The organism is Microcoleus sp. AT9b-C3 (assembly GCF_036705485.1).
GTDB lineage: Bacteria > Cyanobacteriota > Cyanobacteriia > Cyanobacteriales > Microcoleaceae > Microcoleus.
In genome coordinates this window covers 61,846-78,856 of record NZ_JAUBUR010000014.1, presented here as the reverse complement: position 1 = coordinate 78,856, position 17,011 = coordinate 61,846, and the positions used below count along the sequence as shown (strand labels likewise).

13 protein-coding genes are annotated in these 17,011 nt (G+C 46.8%); 8 read left to right on the top strand and 5 right to left on the bottom strand.

What is annotated here, in order from left to right; genetic code table 11:
- Window positions 1-124: 124 nt before the first annotated feature.
- From QUB77_RS14980 to QUB77_RS14960, 5 genes are all read left to right on the top strand, one after another.
- Window positions 125-2,149, top strand: coding sequence for a nitrate ABC transporter ATP-binding protein (locus tag QUB77_RS14980; RefSeq protein ID WP_333177303.1), 2,025 nt, complete (start codon window positions 125-127; stop codon window positions 2,147-2,149).
- Window positions 2,150-2,253: 104 nt separating this feature from the next.
- Window positions 2,254-3,900 carry a nitrate ABC transporter ATP-binding protein gene (locus QUB77_RS14975; RefSeq protein WP_333177305.1) on the top strand — a complete coding sequence of 549 codons (1,647 nt, stop codon included), beginning with the start codon at window positions 2,254-2,256 and terminating at the stop codon, window positions 3,898-3,900.
- A gap of 375 nt (window positions 3,901-4,275) precedes the next feature.
- Window positions 4,276-6,483 carry a nitrate reductase gene (locus QUB77_RS14970; RefSeq protein ID WP_333323259.1) on the top strand — a complete coding sequence of 736 codons (2,208 nt, stop codon included), beginning with the start codon at window positions 4,276-4,278 and terminating at the stop codon, window positions 6,481-6,483.
- Window positions 6,484-7,117: 634 nt separating this feature from the next.
- Complete coding sequence (locus QUB77_RS14965) at window positions 7,118-7,426, top strand: RNA recognition motif domain-containing protein (RefSeq protein ID WP_015179102.1); 309 nt, start codon at window positions 7,118-7,120, stop codon at window positions 7,424-7,426.
- A 365-nt stretch (window positions 7,427-7,791) separates the two neighbouring features.
- A complete protein-coding gene (locus QUB77_RS14960; RefSeq protein ID WP_333177310.1) occupies window positions 7,792-8,262 on the top strand; it encodes a phosphate-starvation-inducible PsiE family protein in 471 nt (156 codons plus the stop codon).
- A 70-nt stretch (window positions 8,263-8,332) separates the two neighbouring features.
- On the opposite strand, the gene rimM is transcribed toward QUB77_RS14960, so the two are convergent.
- The 3 genes from rimM to QUB77_RS14945 form a co-directional block, all read right to left on the bottom strand.
- Complete coding sequence (gene rimM, locus QUB77_RS14955) at window positions 8,333-8,974, bottom strand: ribosome maturation factor RimM (protein ID WP_333177313.1); 642 nt, start codon at window positions 8,972-8,974, stop codon at window positions 8,333-8,335.
- Between the two features lie 223 nt (window positions 8,975-9,197).
- A complete protein-coding gene (locus QUB77_RS14950; protein WP_333129729.1) occupies window positions 9,198-9,830 on the bottom strand; it encodes a response regulator transcription factor in 633 nt (210 codons plus the stop codon).
- A 117-nt stretch (window positions 9,831-9,947) separates the two neighbouring features.
- Window positions 9,948-11,222, bottom strand: a complete 1,275-nt coding sequence (locus QUB77_RS14945) for a molybdopterin-binding protein (protein WP_333177315.1) — start codon at window positions 11,220-11,222, stop codon at window positions 9,948-9,950.
- A gap of 120 nt (window positions 11,223-11,342) precedes the next feature.
- Here QUB77_RS14945 and QUB77_RS14940 point away from each other — a divergent pair, with 120 nt between their 5' ends.
- The 3 genes from QUB77_RS14940 to cobO all read left to right on the top strand — a co-directional run bounded on the left by QUB77_RS14940 (window position 11,343) and on the right by cobO (window position 13,387).
- Window positions 11,343-11,960, top strand: coding sequence for a hypothetical protein (locus tag QUB77_RS14940; protein ID WP_333177318.1), 618 nt, complete (start codon window positions 11,343-11,345; stop codon window positions 11,958-11,960).
- A gap of 165 nt (window positions 11,961-12,125) precedes the next feature.
- Window positions 12,126-12,704 carry a Uma2 family endonuclease gene (locus QUB77_RS14935; protein ID WP_333177321.1) on the top strand — a complete coding sequence of 193 codons (579 nt, stop codon included), beginning with the start codon at window positions 12,126-12,128 and terminating at the stop codon, window positions 12,702-12,704.
- 59 nt (window positions 12,705-12,763) lie between these two features.
- Entirely contained in the window at window positions 12,764-13,387 is a 624-nt protein-coding gene (gene cobO, locus QUB77_RS14930) for a cob(I)yrinic acid a,c-diamide adenosyltransferase (RefSeq protein WP_333177323.1), read from the top strand.
- A gap of 147 nt (window positions 13,388-13,534) precedes the next feature.
- On the opposite strand, the gene QUB77_RS14925 is transcribed toward cobO, so the two are convergent.
- On the bottom strand, window positions 13,535-16,072 hold the full coding sequence (locus tag QUB77_RS14925; RefSeq protein ID WP_333177325.1) for a CHASE4 domain-containing protein: 2,538 nt from the start codon (window positions 16,070-16,072) through the stop codon (window positions 13,535-13,537).
- A 195-nt stretch (window positions 16,073-16,267) separates the two neighbouring features.
- A complete protein-coding gene (locus QUB77_RS14920; RefSeq protein WP_333177328.1) occupies window positions 16,268-16,765 on the bottom strand; it encodes a hypothetical protein in 498 nt (165 codons plus the stop codon).
- Between the last annotated feature and the right edge of the window lie 246 nt (window positions 16,766-17,011).

Here is a 17,011-nt window from a genome sequence, read left to right as displayed (position 1 = left end):
CGCACTGCGCACCCTACAGCCAGTAAGGTGCGCACTGCGCACCCTACAGCCAACAAGGGAAGGTGTGACCAGGCGCACCCTACATTGAATTAATCTACAAATTACAAACTAACCTAAAATTGCCATGTCAGTATTTGTTGAAGTAGACCACGTTGACCGCGTATTTAACTTGCCCAATGGAGAGCAATACATCGCTCTTAAAAATATCGAACTGAAAATTAAAAAAGGAGAATTCATCACCTTAATTGGGCACTCTGGCTGCGGCAAATCTACGCTGCTAAATATCATCGCCGGCCTCGACAAAGCAAGTCAGGGCGGGATTACTTTAGAAGGACGCGAAGTCCGCGATCCAGGCCCGGACAGAATGGTGGTGTTTCAAAATTACTCGCTGCTACCTTGGCTGACGGTGCGCGAAAATATCGCCCTAGCAGTAAATGAAATTTACAGCGGTAACTCTCAAGAAGATCGCGAGTTGGTGATCGAACACCACATTAAATTGGTCGGACTCGGCCACGCCGCCGACAAACGCCCAGGGGAAATTTCTGGGGGGATGAAACAAAGAGTTGCGATCGCCCGGGCCCTAGCGATTCGACCAAAATTGCTGCTGCTAGACGAACCCTTCGGAGCTCTCGATGCTTTAACTCGCGGCGGTTTGCAAGACCAGTTGATGAAAATTTGCGAGGAAAGCAAAGTAACTAGCGTGATGGTAACTCACGACGTTGACGAGGCTTTATTACTAAGCGATCGCATTGTGATGCTCACCAACGGCCCGGAAGCGCAAATCGGGCAAATCCTCGAAGTGAACATTCCCCGCCCCCGCAAGCGCATGGAAGTTGTCAACCATCCGAGTTACTACGCGCTGCGTAACGAAATGGTTTACTTCCTCAACCAGCAAAAGCGGGTCAAACAGCGCCGGGCCAAACAACAACCGCCTGTCATCGCCCGCAACGGCCTGGAAAAAATCAACCTCGACATCGGCTTTATTCCCCTCACCGACTGCGCCCCCTTAGTAGTAGCTAAAGAAAAAGGATTTTTCAAAGCCCACGGCTTGGAAGAAGTTACTCTCAGCCGCGAACCGGGCTGGAAAGCGATCGCCAAAGGAGTCGCCGAAGGACGGCTGGACGCGGCGCAAATGGTCGCAGGAATGCCGATCGGGATGCTGTTGGGCCTCGACGGTGAAGCCCCTGTACCAGTCTGTAGCGCCATGACGCTCTCTCGCAACGGCAATTCGATTATTTTCAACAAAGACCTTTACAGACAAGGCATTCGGACATTAGAGGATTTCAAAGCTGCGATCGCCAAGAGTCCCGATAAAGTTCACACCTTGGGCATGGTCCACTCGGCCTCCATGCACAATCTGCTGTTCCGCTACTGGCTGGCTGCCGGTGGCATCGACCCCGACCTCGACGTGGGCTTGACCGTGATTCCGCCCCCGCAGATGGTCGCGAATTTAAAAGCAGGCAACATTGACGGCTACTGTTCAGGCGACCCCTGGAACTCCCACGCAGTCAACAGCGGTACGGGTTTTGTCATGGCCCGTTCCCTCGATATTCTGCCCGGACACATCGAAAAAGTTCTCGGTGTTACCGAAGATTGGGCTCAGAAATATCCTCAAACCCACCTCGCCCTCGTCAAAGCGCTTTTGGAAGCCTGCGACTACTGCGACGATCGCCGCAACCGCGAAGAAGTCCTAGGATTGATTAGCCAAGAACAATACATCGGCGCCGATCCCAAAGACATCCGTCCAGGGTTCATCGATCCGTACAACTCCGGTACGGAGGCTGAACCAGAAATGCTCTACAACTTCAACCAGTTCTCTGTTGACAAAACCAATTTTCCAGACCGCCTAGAAATGGTGTGGGTGATGGCGCAGATGGCTCGCTGGGGGCTGATCCCGTTCCCGAAAAACTGGGTGGAAGTGGTCGATCGAGTTTTGCGGCCTGATGTTTTCGGTCAAGCAGTGCGCGAATTGGGCTTGCCGGATATCGCCAGAGATCGCCGGACGATCGAGCTATTTGACGGCACTGTGTTTAATCTCGACGACCCGATCGACTATCTTCACAATGTCAAAATCAAACGTGCCGTCCGCATTGAAGAAATCTTAATTGAACAAATAGGCAGTCAGTGTTCCATCAAACTGCCAGCCTAACCAGCAAATAGGAAGAGGGAATCAGGAGCAAGAAATCAGGAAACAAGACTCCACATTTCCCGCTTCCTAACTCCATAATTTCAAATTCTCAATCGAAAGTTGTCATGTCTAATTCCCCGATCCAAAATCCAAATCCTGAAAATATGCAAACTCTAAAAACCCCCCAAACAACTCTAATTCAAACCCCCAAGCAAGACTTTCTTACTATTAAAGACGTATCGAAAGTCTACGAAACTCCTAAAGGCCCTTACGTGGTTCTCGACGGTGTAAACCTGACTATTAATGAAGGCGAATTTATTTGTTTGATCGGTCACTCTGGCTGCGGCAAATCAACTTTGCTGAATATGATTGCGGGATTCAACGGGCCGACAAACGGAGAAGTGGCTCTGCAAGGTTCGCAGATTACTGAACCAGGCCCCGATCGCATGGTGGTGTTTCAAAACTACTCGCTGCTACCGTGGCTGACTGCTACTGAAAATATTCACCTCGGCGTTGAAAATGTTTACCCGGAAAAGTCCGCAGACGAACACAATACGATCGTCAAGGAACACTTGGAATTAGTGGGGCTGACCGAAGCTTGTAACAAAAGACCGGGCCAATTGTCCGGGGGGATGAAACAGCGGGTGGCGATCGCCAGAGCTCTGGCAACTCGTCCCAAACTGTTGATTTTGGACGAACCTTTCGGAGCTCTAGACCCGATTACGCGAGAAGAGTTGCAGGAAGAATTGCTGAAAATTTGGCGGAAGGAAAAAATTACCGTCATTATGATTACTCACGATATTGATGAGGCTTTGTTTTTGGCCGATCGCATCGTGATGATGACCAACGGGCCGGCTGCTTCCATTGGCGAAGATATGCACATTCCGTTCAGCCGTCCCCGCAACCGGGCGCGGATTATGGAAGACCCGAAATACTACGAACTTCGCAACTTTGCTTTGGAGTTCCTGTTTTCTCGCTACGCCCACCACGAAGAAGGTGAAGCAACGGACTCGGAGACAGAATCCGTCGCGCTACCGATGCCATTACCTGCTAGCAAAAAGCCTGCGGTTGCTGACAGGCCTCTTGCACCTGCACCTTTTGTGTCTCACGCTGCCGAACCCTCAGAAGCCTCGTCGATCAAACGCGGCATCCTGGCAGCCTCGTGGTTCGTAGCAATGTTTACTTTAGCTGCGGTCAATATGTCTGTTGTTTCCAGCCAGCTAAAGCAAGCGAAACTAGCAGAAACTGCACCACAGGCGCCGACTGCCGGGGCGATTGTGAGTTCTCCCCCCAGCCCGCAAATCGCAGCAAGTTCGATCGCACCCACTGCTAGCCCTGCACCAAGCGCTGCTGCAAGTCCTGCACCCAATGCCAGCCCTGCACCAATCGCTGCTGCTAGTCCTGCTGCCATCGCTGCTGCAGCTAACAGCGCGGGCGCGGCCAATGCAGCAACCAGTGCCACATCAGAGATTTCTGACCAAGCCGAACTCGATGCGATCGGAAAACAGTTGTATGCACAAATCGACCAAAAATGGAAAACAACTCCGACATTTACCGAAAGCTTGACTTATCGGGTCAAAGTCAAACAAAACGGCGATATCCTACAGTTCGATCCCACAAATAAAGCAGCTAAAGATTTCGTCAAAGAAACTCCTCTGCCGGTTTTGCAAACTCCTGCAGGTGCCGCAGCAGGCGCTGAAAAAACTGCTGAGTTCCAAGTAACTTTTAGCCCCACAAACGGTGGCGTATTTGAAGTTAAACCAGGGAAGTAGGCGACATCATACTCCCGCACTAAATCTCACATTGCTATCAACAACTCGGTCAAAAGTAGTACCTGGGCGCTGTTTGAACTCGGCAAAAATTCCTCCTGGCCCCCTTTCTTGGGGGTGACAATAGTTAGGTTGGAATTTCCTATGTTTGAGGAAGATTTAGTAGCAGCCCGAAGGTGACTACAAGCGAGAGCGAGCGTGAGTTTTAGTAAGAGAGGGGTTAATTTTTAAATCAGGGTATTGTCCGTTGCTGTGAAGCATTTTTGCGGTAAGTTAGTAATTATTAACACATTATTTGCCGGAGCCCTCAGTTCCGACTATAATGACGAATTACCAATTACCCATTAGCTTTCAAAAATTAGCATCTAAAATCACCAGATGGAAACTATAAAAACTCTTTGCCCATACTGCGGTGTAGGTTGCGGTCTAGAAGTTGTTCCCGACAAAAAACAAAGTTGGAAAGTGCGGGGCGATCGCAATCACCCATCGAGTCAAGGCATGGTTTGTATTAAGGGAGCAACCGTAGCAGAGTCGATTCGGAGCGATCGGCTACTGTATCCGATGATGCGAGATACTCTCGACCAACCGTTCCGCCGCGCTAGCTGGGACGAAGCTCTCGATGCAATTGTTAATCGCATCCAAACAATTCGCAGCACCCGCGGCCCCGATGCTTTGTGCGTTTACGGTTCGGGTCAATTCGCTACAGAAGATTATTATATTGCCCAGAAACTAATGAAAGGTTGTCTGGGTACTAATAATTTTGATGCTAATTCTCGCTTGTGTATGTCTTCAGCAGTCTCTGGATACGTTCAAAGCTTTGGCTCGGACGGGCCGCCTTGCTGTTACGACGATTTAGAATTAACAGATTGCGCTTTTATTATCGGCAGCAATACAGCGGAATGCCATCCGATCGTATTCAATAGATTAGCAAAATACCACAAAAAGCATCCCCATGTCAAGATGATTGTGGTAGATCCCAGGCGGACTCCGACTGCTGAAGCGGCGGATTTGCACTTAGCAATTAAACCAGGTACGGATATAGATTTGCTTAACGGAATTGCATATTTGCTGTTACGCAGGCAAGCAATAGATTCTGAGTTTATTGAAGAATGCACGGCGAATTTTTCAGCTTTTGCTGAGGTTATTAACAGCTACACGCCGGAGTTTGTAGCCTCGCGCTGCGGCATTACTGTCAGCGAGTTAGAAACAGCGGCAAACTACTGGGAACAGTCGCAGCGCGTTTTGTCTCTGTGGTCGATGGGAATGAATCAGTCGTCGGAAGGCACGGCAAAGGTGCGATCGCTGATTAATTTGCACTTGATGACCGGTCAAATCGGCAAACCGGGATGCGGCCCGTTTTCCCTCACCGGCCAGCCAAACGCGATGGGAGGGCGGGAAGCCGGAGGACTGTCTCATTTGCTCCCAGGCTACCGTTTTGTGAAAAATGCTGAACACAGAACCCAAGTCGAGGAGTTTTGGGGAATCGCACCGGGAAGCATTTCCCCGAATCCGGGCCGCACAGCTTGGGAGATGATTACCGGTTTGGAAACTGGCGATGTCGAGTTGCTGTGGATTGCAGCTACTAATCCGGTGGTGAGTATGCCGGATTTGGAACGCACTAAAGCCGCTTTGCTGCGATCGCCCTTTACTATTTATCAAGAAGCTTACTATCCCACTGAAACCTCCGCCTACGCTCACATCCTGCTGCCGGCAACGCAGTGGAGCGAAAAAACCGGAGTAATGACGAATTCCGAACGCCGCGTTACCTTTTGTCCCGGTTTCGACACTCCCTCCGGGGAAGCCCGCGACGACTGGAGGATTTTCGCCGAGGTGGGACGGCGGTTGGGTTTTGCCGAACACTTTGCTTTCGACAACAGTGCGGAGGTTTTTACAGAGTACGCGCAGTTGACGCGCGGCCAGCCTTGCGACATGACCGGTCTGAGCCACGAATACATCCGCCAAGAAGGGCCGCAGCAGTGGCCTTGCCGGGAAAACGAGCCTGTGCATCCAGCGAACGAAGCGAAACGGCTGTATACTGACAGGCGTTTTCACACTGCTGACGCGCGGGCGAGATTTTCGGCCTATCACTCGCGGGGACTGGCAGAACCTCCCGCTCCGAATTATCCGTTTGTGTTGACGACAGGGAGACTTTACGGACACTGGCACACGATGACGCGCACGGGAAGAACAGAAAAAATTAATCAATTGCACCCCGATCCGTTTTTGGAAATTCACCCCCGCGATGCTGCCAAATTGCAGATTAAGGAGGGGGATTTGCTGGAAGTTCGATCGCGCCGCGGCAAGGCGCAGTTTCCAGCAAAAGTCACAAAGGCGATCGCCCCTGGTACGCTATTTGTACCCATGCACTGGGGTTCTTTGTGGGCAGAAGCGGCTGAAGCCAATGCCATGACTCATGCTGCAAGCTGTCCAGATTCCAAACAGCCTGAGTTAAAAGCTTGTGCGGTGCAGTTAGTGCTGGTTGGGGCAGAAACTGCGGCGGAAGTTGGATCAGAAGTTGCCGCAGAAGTTGCCGCAGAAGTTGGGGAGTTTAATTGGGCAAAATCCACTCTCGCCGTCACTTCTTGAACTGCCGTCCAACAATGGGATGTTACAACTCACCGAAGAACGAGCCGCAAGCCCCGGGCTTTAGACATGGGGAGGAACCGGGTTGATGTTTGGCGAGATGTTCGACAAGCGCTTAGTCAATCGCCGTGAGTCGAACGATTTGAGATTTACTCCACAGATAAATGTGCGATTTTGAACAAGAGTCTAAAATTTGGATCTCTCCAAGACAGGAGTCGGAGGCTTGTATCTGTTTTTCGGGTAACAACCTCTTTCGATCGAGCAATTTTGAACCCGGACATACCCTACACATAAATCTTAAATCTCAAATCCCAAATCTAAAACCTAAAATCGTTATGCCATTACGCAGCCTAAAAACTGCGTTTCCCCAGCAGAACCCGGGAATAAAGAAAATTAAATTTATGTAAATTTATGTATTCTGAGTTTTTCCTTCTTTATTGGGGGTTTTTGCTTCCGCAGAATGCCTTCTGGCGAAGAGCTTCTGCTTTCTTTTTAATTAATCGAGTCAGACAATTGCAGTTTGCACCTCAAGGTGCTATAATGGTTTTACAAGGCTTTATTTTCGGCAGTACAGTTCGTTCGATCGGCGTTCCTCCGGATTTAAATCTCTACACCCTCTGATTCTGGAGAATGTTCAATGTCAATCTATGTCGGCAATTTATCCTACGAAGTAACGCAGGAGCACCTCAACCAAACTTTTGGAGAGTACGGTACAGTAAAGCGCGTTCAGTTGCCTGCTGACCGGGAAACAGGTCGGATGCGGGGTTTCGCTTTTGTAGAAATGTCTACTGAAGCAGAAGAAGCCGCAGCCATTGAGGCTCTTGACGGTGCTGAGTGGATGGGTCGCGACCTCAAGGTCAATAAGGCAAAACCCCGCGAAGAACGTCCTAGTGGCGGCGGTAACTGGGGTAACAACGATCGCGGTGGCAATTCTCGTCGCTACTAAACCACCGGAGCTAAATTTTTAGCTATCTTATATATTGCGTCGGAGCAAGCTGGGAGTAAACAATCATTCTCTGTTGAGAATAGATAGTTAGTTCAGTGATTGCACCGCGCCTTGAAGTCCTCAAAATATTGCTAGACAATAGTTTGAGGCTTTTTTATGGCAAAAATTTATTAATCAGGAGTTGACTCGCGTGCGATCGATTCCTAGCTGACACGAAAAACTAGAAAATATAACAGGCCCAGAGAGTTGCCTTCCCCAGCAACCGGGAGGCGCCGTGAAACCACGCAATCACAGAGTTTTGCGCTTGCAAAGTGTACCGAACAATGACAAAATCATTAATTAAGAATGATGACTAAATCACTGGTATGCTGAAAAAAATATTTAGGCAAATTGCCAAGTTAGGGAATGAGGAACAATTTCTGCATTTTACAGAAAGTGTAGAAGTAATAATATCGAAAATTTTATCACTCGCGATGATTTGGGTAATTCTCCTCAGCGTTTGCGATTTGCTGATTTTTTTAGGAAAAGAATGGCTAAACCACAGTGATGATTTGTTAAAAGACACGTTGTTTGTCATATTTGGGTTATTTTTAAATGTTTTAATTGCTCTGGAAATATTGGAAAATATTACAGCTTATCTGAAAAAGCACGTAATTCAAGTAGAGCTAGTTATTGTAACTTCGTTGATAGCAGTATCTCGAAAAATCATCATTCTTGACCTGGAAAAGAAAACAGCAGCAGACTTGATTGGTTTGGCGGTTGCAATTTTCGCGCTTTCCATCAGTTACTTGATAGTGCGTTCCACAAATAGAGGAAACGATAATAGTCGACATTAGGAATTGGAAATTGGGAATTGGGAATTGTTAATAACTAATATCATGTCCGGTCGATCGACCGGACATGATATTATTCCAACAAACCAGGAGGAGGCACAATTTCAATTCGCCCTTGTTCTAAGTCAACAATTGGCACAATCTCTTCCACAAAAGGAATCAAAATTTTTGTCGATTTAGGCTCTTTAACGCGAATTTTCCGTGGTTTGCGGGTATTTCTGGGGTCAGCGTTGGCTTGGGGAGTTTCAGGCTGTTTTGGCTTTTCTAATTCTGCGGCGACAGTTTCCGGCGGCGTTAGATTCGTTTCTACTTCTAAAAGGTCGTTACCTGCGGGAATAATATCACTTACCTTCCCTAAGATTTCCCCGGTTAACTGGTTAACAACTTCCATACCGATCAAATCTTGGACGTAAAACTCATCAGATTCGAGGTAAGGTCGATCGGTCTTTTCAACAAACAACTTACAGCCCCGCAGCGCCTCAGCACTATCGCGGTCTTCCACACCCTCTACCTCTACAGCATACAGCCCTTTACCCGGAATGTAGCGACCGCCCAAAAACTCGATCGGTTCCGGTTCACTTTTGTTAGGGCGCAAAATCCACCGCTTCCCCGGTTCGATAAACCTTTCCGGGAAATCAGAATCGGGATAGACTCGCACTTCCCCGTCCAAACCTTGAGCTGCTACAATTTTACCGATTTCTATCCACTCAGACATACATTATATCACTCAAATTGCTAGTAATTGATAATTTGTAATTGGCAAGTGGGAATTACTAATTGGTAATTAGGAATAGCTAACTAGGAATTCTTCCCTCGAACCTCTTCCCCACCTCGGTTAAATCCGTTAAACAATGCGCTGCCCAACTTCCCTATTCCATCAACATCCATCCGTTACATCCGTTACATCCGTTAAACAATCCGTTGCCGAACTTCCTTCTTTACACCAATCCAGTTCTCAGCGCTACAACTGCTGCTTGCACGCGGTCATCCACTGCCAACTTATTCATAATACCGCGAACGTGAGTTTTAATAGTATTTGGGCTCAAGTAAAGCGCCGCTGCAATTTCCGGGTTGCTGTTACCTTCCACCATTAATCTTAACACCTCCAATTCCCGCTGCGACAACTGACCAAAAGTAGTTGTAGAGGCAGGTATCGGGGGTTTGAGGTGTTCGATCACAGTCCGGGCAATTTGAGGGTCAAGATATGTCGCCCCCTCTGCTGCGGCTGCAATCGCTGCTAATAGCCTGTCTACGGAAGCACCTTTAATACAATAAGCATCAGCCCCACTAGAAAGGGCAGCAATAATTTCAGTTTCTGCCGTGTGAGAAGTTAACATTACTACTCGAACTTCTGGCAGTTGTGCTTTAATTTGCTGCGTCGCTGCGATGCCGTCGAGTCGCGGCAAACCGATATCCATCACAATAATATCAGGTTTGAGTTTCAGTGCGGCTGCTACGCCTAAATACCCGTCTTCTGCTTGTCCTACTATTTCTATTTCTGGGGAATCGGCTAAAACTTGCTCTAATCCCAGTTGCATCATTGGGTCATCTTCAACAATTAAAATTTTCATAATACCAAGAAAGTTCGGCAACGGATTGTGTAACGGATGTAACGGATGTCAGAGAGAAGGAAGATTACTTAGTTATTAATATTTTACATGAACTTATACTGAACCAATAACAACTAACTAATGACTAACTTTTAAAACCTCCACGAATTCGCCCGGTAAAATCCCGGTGTCCCCCGGTGGCAAAACTGCTAAACCACTTGTATTGGCGAGATTAATTAAATTCGCTGAATTTTGGCTGCCGCTAGCAGGTTCAAATTCCCACACTCCCGCAACTAAATGCAGTTTACCCCAAACATAAGTTTCGCGCCGACCAGGCGATCGCAATTCAGCATTACACCTAGCTTTGACAAACTCCGGCCCCCAAGCATCCGCGCCCAGCCCAGAAATCTTTCTCAAAGCAGGCACAACAAACCGCCAACAGCAGACTAAAGCCGAAACCGGATTTCCCGGCAAACCAAAATAGAGACAATCCGAACTCAAACTCGGCGAATCATCATTTTTTTCACCTCGTTTAAACTCAGCAACCGTTAAAGGTTTCCCCGGCTTAATCGCCACAGAACTAATGTGAACTTTTCCTCCCAAATCCGCCAAAATTTTCTCGACATAATCGTAGTCTCCTACCGAAACGCCTCCTGTAGAAAGCACCACATCCGCTGTCGCAACAGCCTGGGATATCGCCTTGTTTAACGCATCTTCATTATCAGGAACAATCCCCCATCGAATCGGTTCAAATCCCATTTGTGCCAACAAAACTGTCAAAGCATACTGATTCGAGTCTACCAGTTTCCCCGGTGCCAAAGGTTCGTCAGGCGATATCAATTCGTCACCCGTAGAAAAAATTGCCACCCGCAGCCGCCGATAAACGGGAACTTGAATGCACTGGGCAGTTGCTAACACCGCCATTTCTGGGGCGTTGATAACTGTACCCGGAGTTAGCAAAGGTGTTCCTGCTTGATAAAAAGCGCCTTTGTGTCTGACAAATGCTTGCGGTTTTTCAGGAGAAACTAAGATAAAAATACGATCGCCCTCACGCCTTGTTTCTTCCTGCATTACCACCGTATCAGCACCGGCAGGCATCACCCCACCCGTAAAAATTCGCGCCGCTTGCCCAGATTGAACGGTATTTTGAGGCTGATATCCGGCTGGAATCTCTTCAACTACTTCGAGTACCACTGGTTTTTCGGCGCTACATTTTTCCACATCAGCAAAGCGTACCGCGTACCCATCCATTGCTGAATTATCCCAATAAGGAAAATCTAGGGAACCAGTGACTGCTGCTGCCAAAATTCGCCCCGATGCTGCCAGCAAGTCTACAGTTTCTACATCCCGCTGACTGTCGAGGGGTTGCGCCACATTTAGAACGATCGATTCTGCTTCCTTCACTGACAGCATGACTGTCTCCTCGTTTTGATTACACTCCTAATTAAGTTTAGCAAAATATCCCCAGATATTGGTGATATAATTTTTTGGTATTTTGGCAATCAACCTAATTTTTGGTGGTATTAATTGCTTATGACTATTTGTCGCTTGGTTGTCCGACTAAATTGTTTATCCTTATTTGTGGTGGCGATACTGATATTTTTCACTCAACTTTCAGGGTTAAAAGTCAGCGATTTATTCTTTCCGCCTTATTCTTATCCCCATCCCACTGTCGCCTTGTTAACTCGGACTTTCCAGATTTTATGTTCTGTACCAGTCATTGTTTGTACTTTTACCTATAAATTAGCTCAAAGTATTCAACCGCGCACTTCAGAAAATCGATTTATTCTCTTTTCGGCTTTGTTAACAGGTGGATTTTTACTAAATGAAATTTACCGAATTCATATATATATGGTAGCACTGGGAATTCCCAAGCTAGGAGTAAGTCTTTTGTACGCCGTTGTTTTGTCATCCTACGGATGGTTTTTTCGGCGAGAACTACAGTTGACTCCCTACCAAATACTGTTAGCGGGTTTGGGCTTGTTATTTTTTGCGATCGGCGTGGATTCCCTGCATTTAAAAAACAAGATATTGTCCAGTTTACTAGAAGGAGTACCTAAACTGTTTAGCGAAATTAACATTGCATTTTATTATTGGTATGTCTGTAAGTCTTTTCTCCACAAAGCTTTTTATAAAACTAGGGAGAGCTAGTTGTAAGTAGGTGATATAATGATATCACAAGTGCCTCCCCAAAACTACTACTCAAATCCTCCTTCCCACATCAATAATATTTACAGCATCTGCCTCGCTCGGCATTTATCCGCATTCAGATACATTATGTGGCTTAAAAATCCCAACGCCTCCTGATAAAATACCATGATATCAGTTACCATCAACTTCAACTCCATAGTTAAACTAACCGACGACCAATTTTATCAACTGTGCCGCGAAAACCCCGATGTCAAATTTGAACGCAACGCCAAAGGAGAAATAATCATCATGCCACCTACCGGAGGAGAAATCGGAAGTTATAACTCAGAAATTAATGCGGATTTTGTGATTTGGAACCGACAAACTCAACTGGGAATTTGTTTCGATTCTTCAACTTGCTTCAAACTGCCCAGCGGTGCAAATCGTTCTCCCGATGTCTCTTGGATAAAAAAGGAAAGATGGGACGCACTTACTCCCGAACAAAAACAAAAATTCCCTCCCATCGCCCCAGATTTTGTCTTAGAGTTAATGTCGCCAACCGACAGTTTAAAAGATACCCAAGACAAAATGCAAGAATACATGAACAACCAAGTAAAACTAGGTTGGTTAATCAACCGCAAAACCCGCAGAGTCGAAATCTATCGCCAAGGACAAGAAGTCGAAATACTGGAATCTCCCGCAGAACTTTCAGGAGAAGATGTTTTACCGGGTTTCGTGCTAAACTTGCAGCTAGTCTGGCAATAACTAACAAGTCTGCATCCATCAGCGTCTATTGGCGTTCATTTGCGGTAAAAAAAAATCTAATGGAAACTAAAGAAACCACTGGCTTAACAGCCGAACAGCACAAACAGAAAATGCAGCGCCGCCAAGAAGTGCAATCACAGCGAATCGCTAACTCCTCCAAAGAAAAAGGTTTAATTATAGTCAATACCGGTAACGGAAAAGGAAAAACTACAGCCGCTTTGGGAATGGTTGTACGATCGCTCGGTCACGGATACCGCGTCGCCATAGTACAATTTATCAAGGGAGCTTGGGAACCCGCAGAAAAAGCCGTTTTTCAACTCTGGGAAAAACAGCTAGAATTCCACGCAATGGGGGAAGGCTTTACCTGGGACACGCAAGACCGCGATCGAGATATCGAAACAGCTCAAAAAGCCTGGGAAAAATCCCTAACTTTTATCGGCAATCCCGAATTTAAATTAGTTCTTCTAGATGAAGTCAATATAGCATTAAAACTAGGTTATTTGCAAGTCGAGCAAGTGCTTTCCGGGTTAGACCAAAAACCCGAAGAAACCCACATTATTTTAACAGGCAGAGGCGCCCCGCCAGCGCTAATCGAACGGGCAGACTTGGTGACAGAAATGACATTAGTTAAGCATCCATTTCGAGAACAAGGGATTAAAGCTCAAGCAGGTATTGAGTATTAATGTTGTTGGTCTTCAAAAGTTTAGTCTTAATTAGCTAAAATCTGATTGGGAGTGGACTGAAGCCCTGACTACCAACCGTATTTATGTTGTTTCTAGTCAGGACTTTTTACCCAATCTAAAATCTAAAACCTAAAATCTAAAATATATCTATGCTGGCAACATCAGAGTAAAAGTTGACCCCTTGCCAAACTCGCTAATCACAGTAATTTCTCCCCCCAGCATCTGAGAGTATTTCTGCGCTATTGCCAAACCCAAACCCGTACCTCCGTACTTGCGGGTAGTCGAAGCATCAGCTTGCGTAAAAGGTTGAAATAACTTTTGTAGCTGTTCAGGGGTAATCCCAATTCCCGTATCCGTACACTTAATAATTAACTGTTCCGAATTCCTACTTTTCTCGTCATTTTTAATTCTTTCTACGCTGAGTGTAATTGTTCCTTTATGAGTAAACTTAGCTGCATTACTGAGCAAATTAAACAATATTTGAGTAAACTTAATTGGATCGGAATACAATTCGCCAATATTATGAGGACATTCCACATTCAGGCGATTAGTATTTCGCAAAAATAGCGGTTCAACAGTTCTGGCTACATCTTGAACAGCCTCCGACACGTCAAAAGTTTCTAATTCAAGTTCCGCGTGACCGGCTTCAATCTTCGACAAGTCCAGAATATCATTAATTAAGGAAAGTAAAAGCTGGCCCGAATGGTGAATTCTCTCCAAATCCGAGACAAAAGTTTCTTCGCCCAAATCTAAAGCCTCTTCTTGCAGAATCTCGCTGTAACCGATAATCGCATTCAGAGGAGTTCGCAGTTCGTGGCTCATGTTAGCCAAAAACTGACTTTTAGCCAAATTAGCTGCTTCTGCCGCTTCCTTTGCCTTGTAGAGTTCTGCCTCGGCTTGCAAGCGGTCGGTCACGTCGTGAGCCAGCACTAATTCAGCATTTCTGCTATCAAATACCAGAGCATAAGAAGTAATTTGTACATCAATAATTGTCCCGTCTTTTTTCTGGTGCTGCCACAGACCTGCAAACTCAATATCGGCATCAAATTGGAAGATATTTTCTAGCAATCTCGGCAGCTCTTCGGGAGGACGAATTTCCGCAACGGTCATGTTGAGAAATTCGTCGCGAGTGTAGCCGTAGTGTTTGACAGCAGCCTGATTGACGGCTATAAATTCCAGAGTTTCTAGATCGTAAACCCACATGGGATGGGGGTTATTTTTAAACAAAAGTCTGTAGCGTTCTTCCGAGGCTCGCAGTTCGGCTTCGGCTTGTTTGCGCTCGGTAATGTCGCGGACAACAGTGCAAATAATCTCGCGGCCGCCGTAGGAAATCACGCTGCCGCTCACTTCCACATCCACGCAGGAACTGTCTCGGCGACGGTAGAGAACTTCGCCAATTCTAAATTGTTTGTCCGTCAGCAGCAACTCGATATTGTTGTCAATTAGGTCTTTAGAGTAAGCGATGATATCGTAAATAGTCAGTTGCGAAATAGCATCAGGACTGTAATCGAGCAAGTTTCTAAACGCTGTATTGGCTTCCAAAAGGCGTTTGGTTTGAGCGTCCCACAGGAAAATGCAATCTGTAGCTTGCTCGACTACGGCTCTGTAGCGGGCTTTTTCCTCAAGTTGTTCGCTGTCGGCTTGGGCGATCGCACTCAACATTCCGTTGATAGTATGGGCAAGGTCTGACAACTCATCTTCGCCCGTCACCGGCAGTCGCACCGAGAGGTCTTGGCTGCTACTGACGCGCTTCACTGCTTTCGCCAAACCGCTCAACCGAGACAGCACCAGACGCTCTAGCAGCAGCAGAGTGCAGCCGACCAACCCAACTCCCGCTAACCCTACAGACCCCAGCAGGTACAGCAAACTAATTTGACCTTGCCGATATATTTCTCTGGGGATATCAACCCGCAATAGCAGCGCAGGTTGGTTGTAAATATCGCGGATCAAAGCGTAACCCGCGATCGACTCTTCGCTTAAAGGACGCACCAAAATCGGTTTTTTTTCCGACAGTTTCTCCCGCATTTGCTGAAAGTCAGCAGGCAAATGAGCCTCATTCACGCTGTGTACGATTAGTGGCAAACGAGTAATTTTAGAAACCTTCGCAATGCCTGCAGCATCCAAATTGCGCCCAAATATCAGCGTACCTCGGATCGGGCCGGTACTTTTAGTGGTGAGAATAGGTCGGGAAGTAATCAGTATTGGCCCTGACGGTAGCAGCAGGATACCAGCGAGGCTGCTTTTGGTGTTAGGGTGCTGCAACAGCGGGTCACTGAGAGAAATGCGCCGTTTTAATGCTTCTGGAACAGGCGTTAGTTTCAGCTTTTCGCTGTCTAAACCCGTACCGTAAACTATTTTGCCAGAAGTATTGACAAAAATGGCTATATTAACTCTTATATTAGCCAGCCCTTCTGGAATTAAATTGGAGTCAATGTATTCTGAGTTGCGGTTTTGGATAAAATCGTAGGTGTCGTCCCACGACGACCAGTCGGCAAAGCGCGAGTTGAAGTCATCGGCGGTTTGCCCGAACACGCTGAGCACTCCCTTGACAACCTGTGTGGCTTCTTGTTCCTCTGCTTTGATCAGGCTGCCCAAGAGGATGCTTGAGGAGGCGACATACAGAATGCCAGTCAATCCAGCGATGGTAATGCCAATGATCGATAGTGTTTTCCGACGCAGTTTCATCTTGCCATGTGTGTGGTGTCCGTCCGAAATTCTCAACTCAGGAGCAATTTTACTACTGTTTCCTGAACCCTGAGCGAAAGCAATTTGGTCCGGGGGCCCCCGATGTATCAGTAGGGTTGCTTTCTTCAATTCTAAAATCTAAAATCTAAAATCTAAAATCTAAAATCGATTGACGAGTGGCGCAGCGCGTCTTTCCTACTTTTCCCACACCTGCTGCTTGTGAGATTCTTTGCAAGTACCCAAGATGCGCCGATCGTTCTCGCTGATGGTGGAAATTGGGTAATATTGTTGCAGGTTTACTGAGTAGGGAGAGCGACTGCCGTCGTAACTGTCCACTACTATTAAATTTAACTGAGTTCGATCGCCCGTGCCGTAAAAACAGTAAAAAGCAGACCGAGGCAGGTAAAAAGCGCCGACTACCTTACTCTGCCGCATTTCAAATACAAAATATTCTTGTTTAATTTCCTCTGGCTGGCTCGACTGGCCGTAGAGGTAAATGCCATCTGCTAAACCTGTGCTAGCTGTATCTGGCGCCGGAGTTGGGGGAGATTGCGAGCTAAAAACGTCGGATTTGATGTCCGAGTCCTGCACCGGGCGTGCGGGGAATGCGATGCTCAAGTTACCGGGCGAGAGAGCAAGCACGATCGCGATCGCTTCTAAACTTCCTGTCAATATCAAATAAGTCAAAACCACTCCAGACCCCAAAATTTAAAATAGCTGGTTCCAAACGCCTCTTGTACCAGTTTCACAAAGATTGTAGAGAAACCGGGTATTTGGCTTAATGTTGGCTATAAACTTAAAGGAACGATCGCCCGCCCGATGCCTGAATTTAAATCTAAGATTAGTTTTGACAAATTTGGCGTCCGCCCTGATTGGGCAATCCACCCGTCAAATAATACCATTTTAGATTTTAAATTTTATAGTCCTGGACGCATATAC